Consider the following 16,283-nt stretch of genomic DNA (forward strand, 5'->3'; position numbering starts at 1 on the left):
AAACCTACGGCATGGGCAGCGACGGCTTGTACCGCCTGTCCGAGACGCAAGCGCAAGAAATTTTGCAAATGCGCCTGCAACGCCTGACGGGGCTGGAGCAGGACAAGATCGTGGCGGAATACAAAGAGGTCATGGGCGAGATCGAAGACTTGCTCGATATTCTGGCCAAGCCAGAGCGCGTCACCACCATCATCAGCGAAGAGCTGACCGCCATCAAAACTGAGTTCGGCCAAACCAAGATTGGTGCTCGCCGCAGCCAAGTGGAATACAGCTCGTTTGACCTGAGCACCGAAGACCTGATCACCCCGACAGATATGGTGGTCACGCTCTCGCACAGTGGCTACATCAAGAGCCAGCCCTTGAGCGAATACCGGGCGCAAAAGCGTGGCGGACGTGGCAAGCAGGCCACAGCCACCAAAGAAGACGATTGGGTTGACCAACTCTTTATTGCCAACACGCACGACTACATCCTGTGCTTCAGCAACCGGGGCCGCCTGTACTGGCTCAAGGTTTGGGAAGTGCCACAAGGCTCGCGCGGTTCACGCGGTCGCCCGATCGTCAACATGTTCCCGCTGCAAGAAGGCGAAAAAATCAGCGTCGTGCTGCCTTTAACCGGCAACAAGCGCACGTTCCCGGCGGACCATTTTGTATTCATGGCCACGTCCATGGGCACCGTCAAAAAGACCCCGCTGGACGATTTCAGCAACCCACGCAAAGTCGGCATCATTGCCATCAACCTCGACGAAGGCGACTTCCTGATCGGCGCGGCGGTCACTGACGGTCAGCACGATGTCATGTTGTTCTCGGACGGTGGCAAAGCTGTGCGTTTCAACGAAGACGAAGTCACCGCCCACGGCCGTCAATCGCGCGGTGTCAAGGGAATGAACCTCGAAGAAGGCCAAAGCGTGATCGCCATGCTGGTCGCCGAAGACGAGTTGCAAAGCGTGCTGACCGCCACCCAAAACGGCTACGGCAAACGCACCAGCATCACCGAATACACCCGCCACGGCCGCGGCACCAAGGGAATGATTGCCATCCAGCAAAGCGAGCGCAACGGCAAAGTGGTGGCCGCTACGCTGGTGCATGCCGATGACGAAATCATGTTGATCACCGACAAGGGCGTTTTGGTACGCACCCGGGTCAGCGAGATTCGCGAACTCGGCCGTGCCACCCAAGGGGTGACCTTGATTGCGCTGGACGAAGGCTCCAAACTGAGCGGTTTGCAGCGCATTGTTGAAAACGACGCCAACCCTGTCGTCAATGACATTGCGGGCGATGACACCGGTGAAGCTGACGAGGCAGGCGACACGAACACCGACATTTAATTGCTACGTTTTATATAGCTACTAGCGCTTGTTGCACGAGGGCTAGAGCCCTATTTGGCTTAAAAAGTTTCTTATGAACCGACCTTTTAACTTTTCCGCCGGACCCGCGGCTATGCCCGAAGAAGTGCTGACCGAAGCGGCCGCTGAGATGCTGGACTGGCATGGCAGCGGCATGGGCGTGATGGAAATGAGCCACAGGGGCAAAGAGTTCATCTCGATCTATGAGCAGGCGCAAGCCGACCTGCGCGAGTTGCTGGCGGTGCCTGACAACTTCAAGATCCTGTTCATGCAAGGCGGCGGGCTGGCAGAAAACGCCATCGTGCCACTGAATATTTCACAGGGCGGCTTGGTGGACTTTGTGGTGTCAGGGAGCTGGAGCCAGAAGTCGCAACAGGAAGCGGGCAAGTATTGCACCGCGCACACCGCAGCCGACAACTTGGCAAACGGGCATACCTCACTGCCTGACCCTTCGCAATGGAAGCTCAACCCAGCAGCTCGCTATGTGCATGTCTGCACCAACGAGACCATTAACGGCGTCGAATTCCATACCCTGCCGAACCTCAAAGCGCTCGGTAGCAACGCCGATTTGGTGATCGATTTTTCATCCCATGTGGCGTCGCGACCGGTGGACTGGTCCAAGGTCGGGCTGGCGTTTGGCGGTGCTCAAAAAAATCTGGGCCCTGCCGGTTTGACCCTGGTGGTGGTGCGCGACGACCTGCTGGGCCACGCCCTGCCCGCCTGCCCCAGTGCCTTCAATTACAAAATGGTGGCCGACAACCAGTCGATGTACAACACCCCGCCGACCTACTCGATTTACGTCGCCGGGCTGGTGTTTCAGTGGCTCAAGCGACAGGGGGGCATGGCCGCCATGGAGGCGCGCAATATCGCCAAAGCCGAACTGCTGTACCAGGCCATTGACAACTCCCAGCTGTACCAAAACAAAGTCGCCAGCGACTGCCGCTCGCGCATGAACGTGCCGTTTTTCCTGCGTGACGAAAGCCTCAACGCGGCTTTTTTGGCGGGGGCTCAAACACACCGCTTGCTGCAACTCAAGGGCCACAAGTCAGTGGGCGGCATGCGTGCCAGTATTTACAACGCCATGCCCCTGGAAGGCGTGCAAGCACTGGTGGACTACATGCAAGAATTCGAAAAAACCCGAAGCTGAAAAGCCAGGTCGATCAACTCCCTTTCAAAGAGCAAGACTGTTTCATGGCGAAAACCCTTCCTGAACTGCGCACACACATCGACGCCCTTGACCTGGAGTTGCTGGCACTGCTGAACCAACGCGCCTCGCTGGCCCATGAGGTGGGTGAGATCAAGCGCATCGATGGCTCCCCGGTGTTTCGCCCGGAACGCGAAACCCAAGTCATCAATAGCCTGCAAACCGGCAACCCTGGCCCCATCAAAAACAGCAGCATCGCTGTCATCTGGCGCGAAATCATGTCGGCCTGTCGCGCTTTGGAAGCCGCGCAGCGGGTGGCCTACCTGGGCCCCGCCGGCACTTTCAGCGAACAGGCAGCGCTGCAGTTTTTTGGCTCCAGCATTGAACGGGTCATGTGCGTCAGCATTGACGAAGTGTTCCGCTCCACAGCGGGTGGTGGCGCCGAGTTTGGCGTCATTCCCATCGAAAACTCCAGCGAAGGCGTGATCTCACGCTCGCTTGATTTGCTGCTGAATTCGCCACTGCATATCGTCGGCGAAACCAGCTTTCTGGTGCGCCACAACGTGCTAAGACTCAGCCCCATGCTGGCGGGTATTGAAGTGGTTTACGCCCACCCGCAAGCACTGGCCCAGTGCCAGGACTGGCTCACCACCCACCTGCCCCACGCAGAACGGCGTGCCGCGTCCAGCAATGCCGAAGGCGCCCGTCTGGCCGCCACCAACCCGGCTTGGGCCGCGATTGCCAGCGAGCGTGCCGGCAGTGAATTTGGTCTGCATGTCGCTTCACCGGCGATTCAGGACGATGCTTTCAACCGCACCCGGTTTGCGGTGGTGTGCCTGCCACAAACACTGCCCGCGCCCGAAGCCACCGGAAAAGACTGCGTCAGCCTGATCGTCTCGGTGCCCAACAAACCCGGCGCGGTGCATGATTTACTCATGCCTCTCAAGACCCACGGTGTCTCCATGACCCGGTTTGAGTCGCGTCCCGCCCGCTCCGGCCAGTGGGAATATTATTTTTATATCGACATTCAAGGCCACCCTTCTCAGCCGCATGTCGCTGCGGCCCTCAAGGAACTTCAATCACTGAGCGCGTTTTATAAAGTGCTCGGCACCTACCCTGCGGGCGCATGATGTTTCAACAACTCGGACTCATTGGTTGTGGTTTGATGGGCGGCTCATTTGCCCTGGCGCTCAAACGTGCCGGGCTGGTGAAACGGGTGGTGGGCTACAGCAAATCACCCTCCACCACGGAACGCGCCCGCCAGTTAGGCGTCATTGACCTGGAGGCCCCTTCGGCCTTGCTGGCGGTGTCAGGCGCCGACATCGTCTTGATTGCCGTACCGGTGTCGGCCACCGAAGCGACGTTCAAGGCCATCAAACATCTGGTCACGCCCCAAATGCTGATCATGGACGTCGGCTCCACCAAGCGCGACGTGATTGACGCAGGACGGCGCGCCTTGCGCGAGCAAATCGGCTCGTTTGTGCCCGCCCACCCGATTGCGGGCAAAGAAGTCTCCGGGGTCGAGCATTCCGATGCAGACCTGTACGTTGGCAAGCAAGTCATCCTCACCCCCATCGAGCGCACCTTGACGGTTCAATTGCAAAAGGCGGTGGATGTCTGGACGGCACTGGGTTGCCGCGTGGTCAAAATGTCGCCAGAGTCGCACGATGCCGCGTTTGCCGCAGTCAGTCACTTGCCGCACCTGATCTCGTTTGCCTTGATGAACGCCATCTCGGGCCAGCCTCATGGCAAAGACTACCTGTCGCTGGCAGGCCCAGGGTTTCGTGACTTCACACGCATCGCAGCCAGCGACCCCAAGGTTTGGCGCGACATCATGCTGTCCAACCGCGAAGAGTTGCTGGCCCAATCCAAAATCTTCCAACGCAATCTCCAGGCGCTCGAACTCATGATTTCCAGCGGCAACGCAGAGGCACTTGAAGGATTGATCGAACAAGCCAGCCTGACCCGCGCCAACTGGAGCATGGCTAAAAACCAAAAATAATGCTGACTACTGTTTTTCTCGACATTCCGAACCTCGCCTCGGCCGGTGGAACATTGGTACTTCCTGGCTCAAAAAGCATCTCTAACCGCGTACTGCTTTTATCGGCACTGAGTCAAGGCACCACCACCCTGCATGACCTGCTGGACTCTGACGACACCCGCATCATGCTGGACGCCTTGCGCATCCTGGGTTGTAACATTCGCCAAAGCGGCACGACCGTTCAGATTGACGGCCTCGGTGGCCAGCTCAAACAGCAAAAAGCCGATCTGTTTATGGGCAATGCCGGCACTGCCATACGCCCGCTGACCGCTGCGCTGGCGGTGATGGGTGGCGATTTCGAGTTGCGTGGCATCCCGCGTATGCACGAACGCCCGATTGGCGACCTGGTAGACGCCTTGCGCCAACTCGGTTGCCACATTGATTATTTGGGTCAGGACGGCTTCCCGCCCCTGCGCATTGGCAACCCCACGCTGACGCTGGACGGACCCATTCAGGTCCGAGGTGATGTGTCAAGCCAGTTTCTCACCGCCCTGCTGATGTCATTGCCGTTGGTGGCTAAAAAAGACATCGTCATTGAAGTCGTCGGCGAGTTGATCTCCCGGCCTTATATTGAAATCACGCTCAACCTGCTGGCGCGTTTTGGCATTCAGGTGGTGCGCGAAGGTTGGCAACGGTTCACCATTCCAGCGGGCAGTCAGTTCACATCGCCCGGCACCTTGCATGTGGAGGCAGACGCTTCTTCTGCTAGCTATTTTATAGCTCTTGGCGCAATAGCGACGGGGGCTACAGGTCAAACAAGCATAAGGATTGAAGGCGTCGGCGCGGACTCCATCCAGGGCGACATTCGCTTCATCGAAGCGGCGCAACTGATGGGCGCCCACGTGGTGAGCGGCCCCAACTGGCTGGAGATTTCACGCGGTAGCTGGCCGCTCAAAGCGATTGAGCTGGACTGCAACCATATCCCCGATGCCGCCATGACGCTGGCCGTGATGGCTTTGTACGCCAACGGCACCACCACACTGTTCAATATTGCCAGTTGGCGCGTCAAGGAAACTGACCGCATTGCGGCCATGGCGTGTGAATTGCGCAAACTGGGCGCCACGGTCGAAGAAGGCGCCGACTTCATCAGCGTCACACCGCCGAACACACTGGCCGACTGGCAAGCCGCCAGCATCCATACCTATGACGACCACCGTGTTGCCATGTGTTTTTCGCTGGCCGCCTTCAATCCGGCAGGCCTGCCGGTGCGCATTGAAGACCCCAAATGTGTCGCCAAGACTTTCCCGGACTACTTTGAGGCCTTGTTCACGCTGGTGCAAACCCCGCCACAAGCCATTCCCGTGATCTGCGTTGACGGCCCGACCGCGTCCGGCAAAGGCACGCTGGCAGCGGTGCTAGCCAAAGAACTGGGCTACCATTTTCTGGACTCTGGCTCGCTCTACCGCATCACGGCGTTCGCCGCCTTGCAAGCCGGACTGACACTGGACGCAGCGGGTGAACAGGCCATTGCCGATCAGGTCCAAACGCTGACAATTCAGTTTATTGATGGCCGTGTCTTGCTGAACGGCACCGATGTGAGTGACATCATTCGCACCGAAGAGGCCGGCATGAACGCCTCCCGGGTCTCGGCCTTGCCCATGGTTAGATCGGCTTTGGTCGACCTGCAACACAGCTTTCGGCAGTTGCCGGGCCTGGTCGCCGATGGGCGCGACATGGGCACGGTCATCTTCCCCGAGGCGCCGCTCAAGGTTTTTTTGACCGCCAGTGCCGAGCGACGCGCCGAACGACGCTACAAACAATTGATTTCAAAGGGAATTTCAACTACACTCCCATCTCTTCGCGCTGATCTGGAAGCACGCGACGCCAGGGATTCATCCCGCACCGTCGCACCTCTCAGGCCCGCACAAGATGCCCGGTTGCTAGACAACTCCGAATTGGCGGTTGAGAAATCAGTCACTTTGGTCTTGGCCTGGTGGCAGGACAAACAGCCTTTCAGAGCCATTTGAAAGACTAAAAAGCAAAGTCATCTTGACCTTGCGTCGCTCCCCACCGGCCTTCTCGCGCTGCTTTAGCGCACTGCTGGTGTGGTTCAACAAACTAACCCGCGGAACACTCCGCAACCAAAAATGTCAGAATCATTTGCAGCCCTATTCGAAGAGTCGTTGACACGCACAGAAATGCGTCCAGGCGAAGTTATCACTGCTGAAGTGGTACGTATCGAGCACAGCTTTGTTGTTGTTAACGCTGGCCTCAAGTCTGAAGCCTACGTGCCGCTCGAAGAATTCAAGAGTGACAAGGGCGAAATCGAAGTTCAGGTCGGCGACTTCGTGTCGGTGGCCATCGGTTCCATCGAAAACGGCTACGGCGACACCATTTTGTCCCGCGACACCGCCAAGCGTCTCGCTTCGTGGATGAGCCTGGAAAAAGCCCTGGAAACCGGCGAATTTGTCACCGGCACCACCAGCGGCAAAGTCAAGGGTGGCCTGACCGTTTTGGTCAACGGAATCCGCGCATTCCTGCCAGGTTCGTTGGTTGACACACGTCCTACCAAAGACTTGTCCCCGTACGAAAACAAAACTTTGGAATTCAAGGTTATCAAGCTTGACCGCAAGCGTAACAACGTTGTGTTGTCACGTCGCGCTGTGGTTGAAGCCAGCATGGGCGAAGAACGCGCCAAGCTGATGCAAACCCTCAAAGAAGGCTCCGTGGTTCAAGGTGTTGTCAAGAACATCACCGAATACGGCGCATTTGTGGATCTGGGCGGTATCGACGGCCTGTTGCACATCACCGACATGGCTTGGCGCCGTGTCCGTCACCCTTCTGAAGTCGTGACGGCTGGTCAAGAAATCACTGCCAAGATCCTGAAATTCGACACCGAGAAAAACCGCGTGTCACTGGGTCTGAAGCAAATGGGTGATGATCCTTGGATGGGCGTGAACCGCCGTTACCCCCAAGGTACGCGCATGTTCGGCAAGATCACGAACATTGCCGATTACGGCGCATTTGTGGAACTGGAACCCGGAATCGAAGGCCTGGTCCACGTGTCCGAGATGGACTGGACCAACAAGAACGTTGCGCCGTCCAAGATTGTTGCCCTGGGCGATGAAGTCGAAGTCATGGTTCTGGAAATCGACGAAGACAAGCGCCGTATCAGCTTAGGCATGAAGCAATGCAAGGCCAACCCTTGGCAAGAATTTGCTCAGAACACCAAGCGCGGCGACCGCGTGAAGGGCCCTATCAAGTCCATCACCGACTTCGGCGTGTTTGTGGGCTTGGCTGCCGGCATCGACGGTTTGGTTCACCTCTCCGACCTGTCCTGGAACGAGCCCGGCGAAACCGCTGTGCGCGAATACAAAAAGGGCCAGGAAGTCGAAGCCCTCGTGTTGGCTGTGGACGTGGACCGCGAACGCATCTCCCTGGGTATCAAACAGTTGGATTCCGATCCATTCACCACCTTCGCCACCATCAATGACAAGGGTCAAGTGGTTACCGGCAAGGTCAAGACTGTGGATGCCAAGGGCGCTGAAATTGATCTCGGCGACGACATCATCGGCTACCTGCGCGCTTCAGAAATCTCCCGCGACCGCGTGGAAGATGCCCGTAATGTGCTCAAAGAAGGCGACGAAGTCACTGCAGTGGTCGTCAATGTGGATCGCAAGACCCGCAACATCCAGTTGTCTATCAAGGCAAAAGATGCGGCTGATCAAAACGAAGCCATGTCCACACTGAGCCAGCAATCGGCTCGTGAAAACGCTGGCACCACCAGCCTGGGCGCTTTGTTGCGCGCCAAGTTGGACAACAACAGCTAAGTCGATTCCAGTTCGGAACTGATCGATCAGGCGGCACAGACTTCGCGTTTGTGCCGCCTGTTTTTTTGTGCCATTTTTTTGGACTTTTAATGACGCGATCTGACCTTGTTGAAGAACTGGCCGCCCGATTTGGCCAACTGACCCACCGCGATGCAGAATTTGCTGTCAAGGCCATCCTTGATGCCATGAACGATGCACTGGTGCGTGGCCACCGAATTGAAATCAGAGGCTTTGGCAGTTTCTCCATCAACCACCGACCACCGCGCATGGGTCGTAACCCCCGCAGTGGCGAAAGTGTGGCCATTCCCGAGAAGCGCGTTCCCCACTTCAAGCCGGGCAAAGCCCTGCGTGAAGCCGTTGATCTGCGTACCTCTGAACTGGACGCGAAAGAGAAGCTGTCAGCTTAAAGGCATCGCTTCTCAACGTTAGAATATTTGCGTCACTGGGGAAATCGATGGAACACTTCATGTGGCTGCTTAAGTGGGTACTTAAGGCAGCCATTTTTTTTACCCTGTTTGCTTTCGCACTGAACAATCAGCAGGACACCACCGTGCACTTTTTCTTTGGCACGCAGTGGAGCGCGCCTTTGGTTCTGGTGGTGCTCAGCACGTTTGCTGTGGGCGTTGCTGTTGGCGTACTGGGCATGGTGCCGCGCTGGTGGAAACAACGCAGTGCAGCGAGCCGCGCCACCCTGACCACTTTGGCGACTGCAGAAGCACAAAAACTGCAACCCAATTCTCAAACTACGCCGCATGGACTTTGACCTGAGCTGGATTTTGCTGGGACTGCCCCTGGCGTTTGTGCTGGGTTGGGTCGCTTCGCGCCTTGATCTGCGCCAACTTCGCATTGAGAATCACCAGGCACCCAAAGCGTATTTCAAAGGCTTGAATTTCCTGCTCAATGAGCAGCAAGACCAAGCGATTGACGCCTTTATTGAAGCCGTTCAAAACGACCCGGATACCTCGGAATTGCACTTTGCACTGGGTAATTTATTTCGCCGTCGCGGAGAGTATGAACGTGCCGTACGCGTCCATGACCACCTGCTGTCACGCGGCGACTTAAGCCTGGCGGACCGCCAACGCGCGCAACATGCCCTCGCGCTGGACTATCTCAAAGCGGGCCTGCTTGACCGTGCCGAATCTGCCTTGCTCAAACTTGAAGGAACACCGTTTGAAGCACAGGCGCGGCTCGCACTGTTGGCCAATTACGAACGCAGTCGCGACTGGCCACAAGCCGCCTTGATCGCCCAAAAACTGGCACAGTCCAACCAGGGCAGTTTCAATGGACGGTTGTCGCATTACCTGTGTGAGCAGGCCGCTACGTGCAGGGCCAAGCAGGAATTCGCGCAGGCAAAAGCCTTGCTGCTAGAGGCCATCACCACCGCGCCCGAAGCACCGCGCCCTCGAATCGATTTATCCAGACTGTTGAGTCAGCAGGACAAACCTGAAGAGGCGTACACCACACTGCTGGCGTCACTCGAAGCCTCCCCCGCAGCTATTCCCCTGATTGCAGGGCCATTGGCAGAGTTTGCGATCAGCAGTGGCCACTCGTTAGATGCCCTTGACTTACTGAAAACCAATTACGACCTGTCTCCCTCACTGGATGTACTGGATGCCATCGTGGCGCTGGAAGCCACCGAGAGCGGCCCACTGCCCACAGCACGCGACTGGTATGTGCGTCATCTGGAACGCGAACCCTCTTTGGTCGCGGCTGCCAAATGGATTGCCGGAGAGAAGCTGGAACACGAGCAATTTCATCCGCAGGTGCAGCGCGCCTTGGACCATGCCGTCAAGCCTTTGACGCGCTACCGCTGTGCGGCTTGTGGGTTTGAGGCCAAGCAACACTTTTGGCAATGTCCTGGTTGCCAGGCTTGGGACAGTTATCCGGCCCGCCGGGTTGAAGAACTTTAAAAATTAAATTTATTTCATGACCATATCCAAAGAAAAACTAGCCCTGGCAAGCGTCCTGGTGGTTGGCGACGTGATGCTGGACCGTTACTGGTATGGCGCCGTGGACCGCATATCGCCCGAAGCACCGGTGCCGATTGTGCGCATCACACGCGAAGAAGAGCGCAACGGCGGCGCCGCCAACGTGGCCTACAACGTGGTGACCCTGGGAGCGCAATCTTCCTTGCTCACAGTGGTGGGCGAAGATGAGGCAAGCCACAAACTCGAAGCCCTGGTCGCCCGAACCGGCATTCGAACTTACTTTGGCCGCGATGCCGAACTCAAGACCACCGTCAAGCTCCGGGTGATCGGGCGCCAACAGCAACTGCTGCGCCTTGATTTTGAGAACATCCCCAAGACCGAGCTGCTGGCGTCCCAGACAGAGACCTTTATCAAGCTCTTGCCTGAGCATGATGCCGTACTTTTCTCGGACTACGGCAAAGGGGGCCTGGCCCACGTCAGCGACATGATTGATCGCGCCCGTGCCGCCAACAAACCGATCCTGATCGACCCCAAGGGAACTGATTACTCGCGCTACCAAAACGCCACGGTGATTACCCCAAACCGTGCGGAATTGCAGCAAGTCATCGGCGCCTGGCGTGACGAGTCCGATTTGCAGACCAAATGCCAAAACCTGCGGCAGCAACTCGGCCTCGAGGCCGTGCTCCTGACGCGCAGCGAAGAAGGCATGACGCTGTTTGATGCGCAAGGGCAGTTGCACGTCAGCGCCCAGGCGCGCGAAGTGTTTGACGTGACCGGCGCTGGCGATACGGTGATCGCCACGATGGCCGCCCTGGTGGCAGCTGGCATGAGCCTGCGCGACGCACTCCCCCTGTCCAACCGGGCTGGCGGCCTGGTGGTCGGGAAATTTGGTACCGCCACTGTTTCTTATGAGGAGTTATTTGCATGACCCGAATCGTTGTCACCGGCGCTGCCGGCTTTATTGGCAGCAACCTGATCAAAGGCCTGAATGCCCGTGGTTTTGACGACATCATTGCCGTCGATGACCTGACGCAGGGCGACAAGTTTCGCAATTTGGCTGACTTGAGAATTGCCGACTACGTCGATGCCAGTGTGTTCTACGATCTGTTTGCCAATGGCGCCTACGGCCAGATAGAAGCCGTGTTCCATGAAGGTGCCTGCAGTGACACCATGGAAGCCGATGGCAAGTACATGATGGACAACAACTACACCACCTCGGTGAGCTTGTTCCAGGCCTGCCAAAAACGGGGTGCACGTCTGCTATACGCCTCTAGCGCCGCGACCTACGGCGGCTCAGACACCTTCAAGGAAGAGCCCGCTTTTGAGCACCCCCTGAACGTCTACGGCTACTCCAAGCTCCTGTTTGACCAACGCATGCGTCGCGAGTGCGGTGTTGACTTTCAGCGCTCGGTGGTCGGCAAAACAGGCCAGGTCGTGGGCTTTCGCTACTTCAATGTGTATGGCCCACGTGAGCAGCACAAAGGCCGCATGGCCAGCGTCGCCTTTCATCAGTTCAACCAGTTCAAGGCAGAGGGCAAGGTCAAGCTGTTTGGTGACTACGGCGGCTATGCACCAGGGTCGCAAATGCGCGATTTCGTTTTTATTGACGATGTGGTGGCGGTCAACCTCTGGTTTTTTGACCATCCCGGTGTCTCCGGTATTTTTAACCTTGGCACGGGCCGGGCCCAACCTTTTAACGACGTGGCCAGTTCCGTGGTGAACGCACTGCGAAGCATCCAGGGTGAGGCGGCCTTGCCACTAGAAGCCATTACAGCAGCCGGACTGATCGAGTACATCCCATTCCCGGACGCTTTGCGTGGCAAATACCAGTGCTACACCCAAGCAGACTTGAGTGCCTTGCGCGCTGCTGGCTGCGACCACCGCTTTGCAGATGTGCAAACTGGCGTGGCCAAATACGTTGAATGGATGGCCAGTCAAGCCTGATTGACCTATTTTTCAGGGTTTCCCCGTAATTTCACCATCGGCCGGTCAACGGCTGACATAGCCATCTCGTTGTGTGGCAAGTCTCATCTACGCGATGAGATGGTCACTTTTTTTTGTTTACTTGTACCCTTCAGGAGTTAATTCATGTTGAAAAAAATTCTGGCCCTCGTGGCTATGTTGTATGCAGCAGTTTGTTTTGCCGCTGTTGATGTCAACAAGGCAACCGCTGCCGAACTCGACAGCATCAAAGGCATTGGCCCTTCGATCTCCACCAAAATTCTTGATGAGCGCAAAAAAGGCAACTTCAAGGATTGGAACGACTTAGTTGAACGCGTCAAGGGCGTGGGCGAAGGCAATGCAGCCAAGTTTTCTACCGAAGGCTTGACCGTTAACGGCTCATCCTTCAAGGGCGCCGCTGCTGCACCGGCTGCCGCTGCCAAGAAAGATGAAAAACCTGCCGCCAAGGCCGATGCCAAGCCAGCTGCTGCTGTAGCACCTGCCGCTGCCGCCCCTGCTGCCAAGGAAGAAAAGAAAGATCCAAAAGCCGAAGCCAAAGCTAAAAAAGAAGCCGACAAAAAAGCCAAGGCTGAAGAAAAAATGAAAAAAGCTGAAGAAGCCAAAGCCAAGAAAGATGCCGGCAAAAATGCCAAAGCTGATGCAGCCAAACCAGCTGCCAGCGCTGCCAAAAAATAAGTTCCTGCATGCATAAAAAAACCCGCTTCGCGCGGGTTTTTTTTGGCCGAAAAATCCTTGACTTGATCGTTATTGCAAAGTCATTTGTCCGGTGGACTTGCACTCGTACATGGATTGATCCGCTATGTAGAGCAAATCATTCAACTCGGTACCGTGATGCGGGAACAAAGCCAATCCGACACTGGCACCGGCCGAAACAACAGTGCCTCGCTCCAGTGGAATAGGACTCGACAAGGTGGCAATCATCTTTTGCCCCATGTTCACCAGCTCTTGGGGGTCTTCAATATCTTCGATAATGAGCACAAATTCATCGCCGCCCAGACGGGCCACCGTATCGCATGCGCGCACCGCACCCACCAAGCGATTGGCCATGGTGATCAAAACAAAGTCGCCTGCAGCATGGCCATGGTTGTCGTTGATGACCTTGAAGTCGTCTAAATCAATCATCAACAATGCAAAAGCCTTGCCACTGCGCTTGGAGCGTTTGGCAGCGCTAAAAAACCGTTCAGTCAATAGCAGGCGATTGGCCAGACCGGTCAGCTCGTCATGGTGGGCCTGCTCCTGAAGCACGATGCAACGGCTGCGCAGATCAACAATCTCGCTTTGGAAAGCTTCCATGCGCTGGGACACGTAGAGTTGAACGCGCTGATCGTGGTTTTGCAACAGATCCGCCATCTTCAAATCAGTGGCGGTGGCCCGAGCCAGTGCTTGATCGCGTTGTGATTTGACAAACTTCAGCTGACGAAAAAAGACCAAGTGAAGGCCAACCAGAACCCAGGCGCTTACCATCACACCCAGCGCCAGCAGCGGATCGGCCCAGACTGCGTTGACCCAAGCAAACAAGCAGCCGCCCAGCACCAGCGCGACAACGATCGCACGCCAATAACTTTGCACTCGATTGATCACTCTTGGATGAATTCCAAGGTCAGACATGATTTCCTCCAGATACCCAGAAAGCGTCATAGCTTTATATTTTATTGCCCCGCTCAGAATGAATGACGGCTTGCTATGGACCCCGCAATTTTCCCGTACAAACCCTCACCTGTCTATCATTTTCCATTGCGGTGAATCAGCATTTATGATGTCTACAACATGATTTCAGTTCTCGCAATTTGTATCGGCGCCAGCTTGGGCGCACTGGCCCGCTGGGGCTTGGGCCTTTGGCTCAATCCCGGCGCTGCGATTCCACTGGGCACGCTGGCCGCCAACCTGATCGGCGGCTACCTGATTGGCATTTGCGTGGCGGTATTTCAGGCCTTGCCCAACCTGGACCCCGTCTGGCGCTTGGCCTTGGTGACGGGATTTTTGGGCGCCCTCACCACGTTTTCAAGCTTCTCGGCTGAAGTGGTGGGCATGCTGGGCCAACAACGCTACGCCATGGCATTTGGCACCGCCGGACTGCACTTGTTTGGCTCCCTGCTCCTGACCATTGCAGGCATCCAGACCACTACATATTTCATAGCTACTCGCGCATGATGGACGGGGGCTAGAGGCATATTTTGCATAAAACCTAGCCACCGCCACGCTGCATGTACAAATCAAACCGCTTCATAAATGCATAGCGCTGGACATCATCCAGACCGGCAAATCGAAAGCTGACCAGCAAGCGGGGAATGCACATCAGCGCAATCACCCGCGGCTCGCCCACATGCCAGGTCAGGCCCAGTGCACCGTCGCCAATGCGCACCCCAGCAGAATGCGTTTGCAATTTCCAGAAGTTGTCACCAATGGCGTTGGGCAGCCAGCCCAGCCACTCAGCCTCGGTGCAACCCATCTCACGCTCGAAGCGCTCCGCGTAAAAAGACTGCATGCTGACTTTTAACCACCGGCAATCGGGGGCCAGATCGCCAGCACATCGCCCTCGGCCAGCGTCTGGGTCAGACGCTGGTTGGGCTCAACGTATTTGCCGTTGATCAGCACCAGATGCACCAGCTTGGGCGGCAAACCGTAGGGCTCAATGATCTGCATGATGGTGGCATCCGCTGCCACATCGAGTTCCAGCACGTTGGTATAGCGCGCTTCAGGCGGCAAATAATCGGTGAGCGAGGCAAACAGCTTGAAGGTGATTTTCATCTTTTCAAAACCCTAGCGACGACGCCCGTCCTGTGCACCGGACCAGTCGTTTTGGGCCTGGGCACTGGCCAGATAGGCTTCCATCAGCTTGGTCGGGTCGTTTTTCAGAATGTCTTTCCAGGCTCCCAGCTTGACCTGGCCTTCAACCAGTCCGCGCATGACGCCAACGTGTTTGGTCCATCCCACGGAGTTACAACCGACCAGCACATCATCCTTGAACTGCAGGCTCAGGTGGCGCCCAGCAGGCACGTCAGTCAACTCCACATGCTCGCCACCGGGGCGGCCTTGCCAGTCGCCAAAACTTGTTGAAATGAGGCCCAGCGTGTCGAGCACGTTGATTTGCGTGACACCCATGAGTTCAGATTGCGGTGCCAGACCACGGCCAAACGCCACCATGTTCATGGCCGCCACGCGGGCTTGCTCCGCCGCGTTGGGCTGGATCGCACTGACGATCATTTTTCCGGACACTTTGTCAAACGCTTCGCAGCAGTCGCCGGCAGCGTAAATGCCGGGCACATTGGTTTGCAAATGCTCATCCGTCAACACCCCGAGCAAGCAAGTGATGCCTGAGTTCTCAAGAAACCCGATGGCAGGCCGCACACCGGCAGCACTGATCACCAGATCGCAATCAAGGTGTTTGCCGTTGGACAAGCGCACCCGCAAGGCCGGCAACGGTTCTTTTTCTTGACTGATTCCGATAGCACTGGCGATTTTTTTGAGCAATCCAACATCCTCTGCAAGTTGTGGCTCAATCGATTCCACCCGCGTGCCGGTAAACACTTCAACGCCTTTGGCCTCGCACCAGTCGCGAATCATGCCACCAGCAGTCGGCCCCATCATGCGCGGCACCATGCGGTCGCCCATTTCCACCACACTCAAATGCACGCCCCGGGCGGTCAGCGCTTCCATGATGATGCAGCCAATAAAACCGGCACCGAGTTGCAGCACGCGCGCGCCCGGCATGGCCAGCGCCATGATGTTGCGGGCATCCGCCAGCGTCCAGCAAGGGTGAACCCCTTCGGAGTCAATGCCCGGAATCGGCGGGCGCACCGGGTGAGAACCGGTGGCAATCAAGAGGGTGTCAAAGCTGAGCGACTCGCCGTTGTCTAACACTATTGTTTTTGTAGCAACATCCACCCGTTTGGCGGCGGCTTGCAGCACATTGATCTTCAAGTCGGCAAAGTGCGTCGGGCTTTTGCGCAGGTAAGTGCCGCGCTCGTCCACGTTGCCCATCAGCAGGTAAGGAATCGCCATGCGGGAATAAGACGGCTCGCGCTCATCGCCGATCAACGTGATGGTGTCGCCAGGCGCCTGTTTGCGAATGGTTTCAGCGGCAATGACACCGGC

17 protein-coding genes are annotated in these 16,283 nt (G+C 56.9%); 13 read left to right on the forward strand and 4 right to left on the reverse strand.

Features of this window, described 5'->3' with window-relative positions; genetic code table 11:
* The 12 genes from WCG50_RS12085 to WCG50_RS12140 form a co-directional block, all read left to right on the forward strand.
* On the forward strand, positions 1-1,325 hold a 1,325-nt coding region (locus WCG50_RS12085), incomplete at its 5' end, for a DNA gyrase C-terminal beta-propeller domain-containing protein (RefSeq protein ID WP_336899855.1).
* 73 nt (positions 1,326-1,398) lie between these two features.
* Positions 1,399-2,490 (forward strand): 3-phosphoserine/phosphohydroxythreonine transaminase, encoded by a 1,092-nt coding sequence (serC, locus tag WCG50_RS12090; RefSeq protein WP_336899856.1) that lies wholly within the window; start codon positions 1,399-1,401, stop codon positions 2,488-2,490.
* Positions 2,491-2,534: 44 nt separating this feature from the next.
* Positions 2,535-3,617, forward strand: coding sequence for a prephenate dehydratase (gene pheA, locus WCG50_RS12095; protein WP_336899857.1), 1,083 nt, complete (start codon positions 2,535-2,537; stop codon positions 3,615-3,617).
* Positions 3,617-4,489, forward strand: coding sequence for a prephenate dehydrogenase/arogenate dehydrogenase family protein (locus WCG50_RS12100; RefSeq protein WP_336899871.1), 873 nt, complete (start codon positions 3,617-3,619; stop codon positions 4,487-4,489). The genes pheA and WCG50_RS12100 overlap by 1 nt, the downstream gene beginning before the upstream one ends.
* Positions 4,489-6,495 carry a bifunctional 3-phosphoshikimate 1-carboxyvinyltransferase/cytidylate kinase gene (locus tag WCG50_RS12105; RefSeq protein ID WP_336899858.1) on the forward strand — a complete coding sequence of 669 codons (2,007 nt, stop codon included), beginning with the start codon at positions 4,489-4,491 and terminating at the stop codon, positions 6,493-6,495. The genes WCG50_RS12100 and WCG50_RS12105 overlap by 1 nt, the downstream gene beginning before the upstream one ends.
* Before the next feature lie 120 nt (positions 6,496-6,615).
* A complete protein-coding gene (gene rpsA / locus WCG50_RS12110; RefSeq protein ID WP_336899859.1) occupies positions 6,616-8,298 on the forward strand; it encodes a 30S ribosomal protein S1 in 1,683 nt (560 codons plus the stop codon).
* 89 nt (positions 8,299-8,387) lie between these two features.
* Complete coding sequence (locus WCG50_RS12115) at positions 8,388-8,705, forward strand: integration host factor subunit beta (protein ID WP_336899860.1); 318 nt, start codon at positions 8,388-8,390, stop codon at positions 8,703-8,705.
* A gap of 59 nt (positions 8,706-8,764) precedes the next feature.
* A complete protein-coding gene (locus WCG50_RS12120; RefSeq protein ID WP_336899861.1) occupies positions 8,765-9,061 on the forward strand; it encodes a LapA family protein in 297 nt (98 codons plus the stop codon).
* Entirely contained in the window at positions 9,051-10,208 is a 1,158-nt protein-coding gene (lapB, locus tag WCG50_RS12125) for a lipopolysaccharide assembly protein LapB (protein ID WP_336899862.1), read from the forward strand. The genes WCG50_RS12120 and lapB overlap by 11 nt, the downstream gene beginning before the upstream one ends.
* A gap of 16 nt (positions 10,209-10,224) precedes the next feature.
* On the forward strand, positions 10,225-11,154 hold the full coding sequence (gene rfaE1, locus WCG50_RS12130) for a D-glycero-beta-D-manno-heptose-7-phosphate kinase (RefSeq protein ID WP_336899863.1): 930 nt from the start codon (positions 10,225-10,227) through the stop codon (positions 11,152-11,154).
* A complete protein-coding gene (gene rfaD, locus WCG50_RS12135) occupies positions 11,151-12,170 on the forward strand; it encodes an ADP-glyceromanno-heptose 6-epimerase (protein ID WP_336899864.1) in 1,020 nt (339 codons plus the stop codon). The genes rfaE1 and rfaD overlap by 4 nt, the downstream gene beginning before the upstream one ends.
* 144 nt (positions 12,171-12,314) lie before the next feature.
* Positions 12,315-12,863 carry a helix-hairpin-helix domain-containing protein gene (locus WCG50_RS12140; protein ID WP_336899865.1) on the forward strand — a complete coding sequence of 183 codons (549 nt, stop codon included), beginning with the start codon at positions 12,315-12,317 and terminating at the stop codon, positions 12,861-12,863.
* Between the two features lie 69 nt (positions 12,864-12,932).
* On the opposite strand, the gene WCG50_RS12145 is transcribed toward WCG50_RS12140, so the two are convergent.
* Positions 12,933-13,796, reverse strand: coding sequence for a GGDEF domain-containing protein (locus WCG50_RS12145; RefSeq protein WP_336899866.1), 864 nt, complete (start codon positions 13,794-13,796; stop codon positions 12,933-12,935).
* 159 nt (positions 13,797-13,955) lie between these two features.
* On the opposite strand from WCG50_RS12145, the gene crcB reads away from it, so the two are divergent.
* The gene (gene crcB, locus WCG50_RS12150) at positions 13,956-14,339 is read left to right on the forward strand and encodes a fluoride efflux transporter CrcB (RefSeq protein ID WP_336899867.1); all 384 of its coding nucleotides are present in this window, start codon (positions 13,956-13,958) and stop codon (positions 14,337-14,339) included.
* Positions 14,340-14,373: 34 nt separating this feature from the next.
* On the opposite strand, the gene WCG50_RS12155 is transcribed toward crcB, so the two are convergent.
* From WCG50_RS12155 to WCG50_RS12165, 3 genes are all read right to left on the reverse strand, one after another.
* Positions 14,374-14,673 carry a hypothetical protein gene (locus tag WCG50_RS12155; RefSeq protein ID WP_336899868.1) on the reverse strand — a complete coding sequence of 100 codons (300 nt, stop codon included), beginning with the start codon at positions 14,671-14,673 and terminating at the stop codon, positions 14,374-14,376.
* 8 nt (positions 14,674-14,681) lie between these two features.
* Complete coding sequence (locus WCG50_RS12160) at positions 14,682-14,936, reverse strand: MoaD/ThiS family protein (RefSeq protein WP_336899869.1); 255 nt, start codon at positions 14,934-14,936, stop codon at positions 14,682-14,684.
* Positions 14,937-14,948: 12 nt separating this feature from the next.
* Positions 14,949-16,283: FAD-dependent oxidoreductase (locus WCG50_RS12165; protein ID WP_336899870.1), on the reverse strand; the 1,335-nt coding region annotated here is incomplete at its 5' end.

Origin of the sequence: Rhodoferax sp. (assembly GCF_037143375.1) — a bacterium.
Taxonomy (GTDB): domain Bacteria; phylum Pseudomonadota; class Gammaproteobacteria; order Burkholderiales; family Burkholderiaceae_C; genus Rhodoferax.

Excerpts from the sequence above, each read along its gene's own strand:
- serC (WP_336899856.1), top strand. The coding sequence starts at position 1,399 with ATGAACCGACCTTTTAACTTTTCCGCCGGACCCGCGGCTATGCCCGAA.
- pheA (WP_336899857.1), top strand. The coding sequence starts at position 2,535 with ATGGCGAAAACCCTTCCTGAACTGCGCACACACATCGACGCCCTTGAC.
- WCG50_RS12100 (WP_336899871.1), top strand. The coding sequence starts at position 3,617 with ATGTTTCAACAACTCGGACTCATTGGTTGTGGTTTGATGGGCGGCTCA.
- WCG50_RS12105 (WP_336899858.1), top strand. The coding sequence starts at position 4,489 with ATGCTGACTACTGTTTTTCTCGACATTCCGAACCTCGCCTCGGCCGGT.
- rpsA (WP_336899859.1), top strand. The coding sequence starts at position 6,616 with ATGTCAGAATCATTTGCAGCCCTATTCGAAGAGTCGTTGACACGCACA.
- WCG50_RS12115 (WP_336899860.1), top strand. The coding sequence starts at position 8,388 with ATGACGCGATCTGACCTTGTTGAAGAACTGGCCGCCCGATTTGGCCAA.
- WCG50_RS12120 (WP_336899861.1), top strand. The coding sequence starts at position 8,765 with ATGTGGCTGCTTAAGTGGGTACTTAAGGCAGCCATTTTTTTTACCCTG.
- lapB (WP_336899862.1), top strand. The coding sequence starts at position 9,051 with ATGGACTTTGACCTGAGCTGGATTTTGCTGGGACTGCCCCTGGCGTTT.
- rfaE1 (WP_336899863.1), top strand. The coding sequence starts at position 10,225 with ATGACCATATCCAAAGAAAAACTAGCCCTGGCAAGCGTCCTGGTGGTT.
- rfaD (WP_336899864.1), top strand. The coding sequence starts at position 11,151 with ATGACCCGAATCGTTGTCACCGGCGCTGCCGGCTTTATTGGCAGCAAC.
- WCG50_RS12140 (WP_336899865.1), top strand. The coding sequence starts at position 12,315 with ATGTTGAAAAAAATTCTGGCCCTCGTGGCTATGTTGTATGCAGCAGTT.
- WCG50_RS12145 (WP_336899866.1), bottom strand. The coding sequence starts at position 13,796 with ATGTCTGACCTTGGAATTCATCCAAGAGTGATCAATCGAGTGCAAAGT.
- crcB (WP_336899867.1), top strand. The coding sequence starts at position 13,956 with ATGATTTCAGTTCTCGCAATTTGTATCGGCGCCAGCTTGGGCGCACTG.
- WCG50_RS12155 (WP_336899868.1), bottom strand. The coding sequence starts at position 14,673 with ATGCAGTCTTTTTACGCGGAGCGCTTCGAGCGTGAGATGGGTTGCACC.
- WCG50_RS12160 (WP_336899869.1), bottom strand. The coding sequence starts at position 14,936 with ATGAAAATCACCTTCAAGCTGTTTGCCTCGCTCACCGATTATTTGCCG.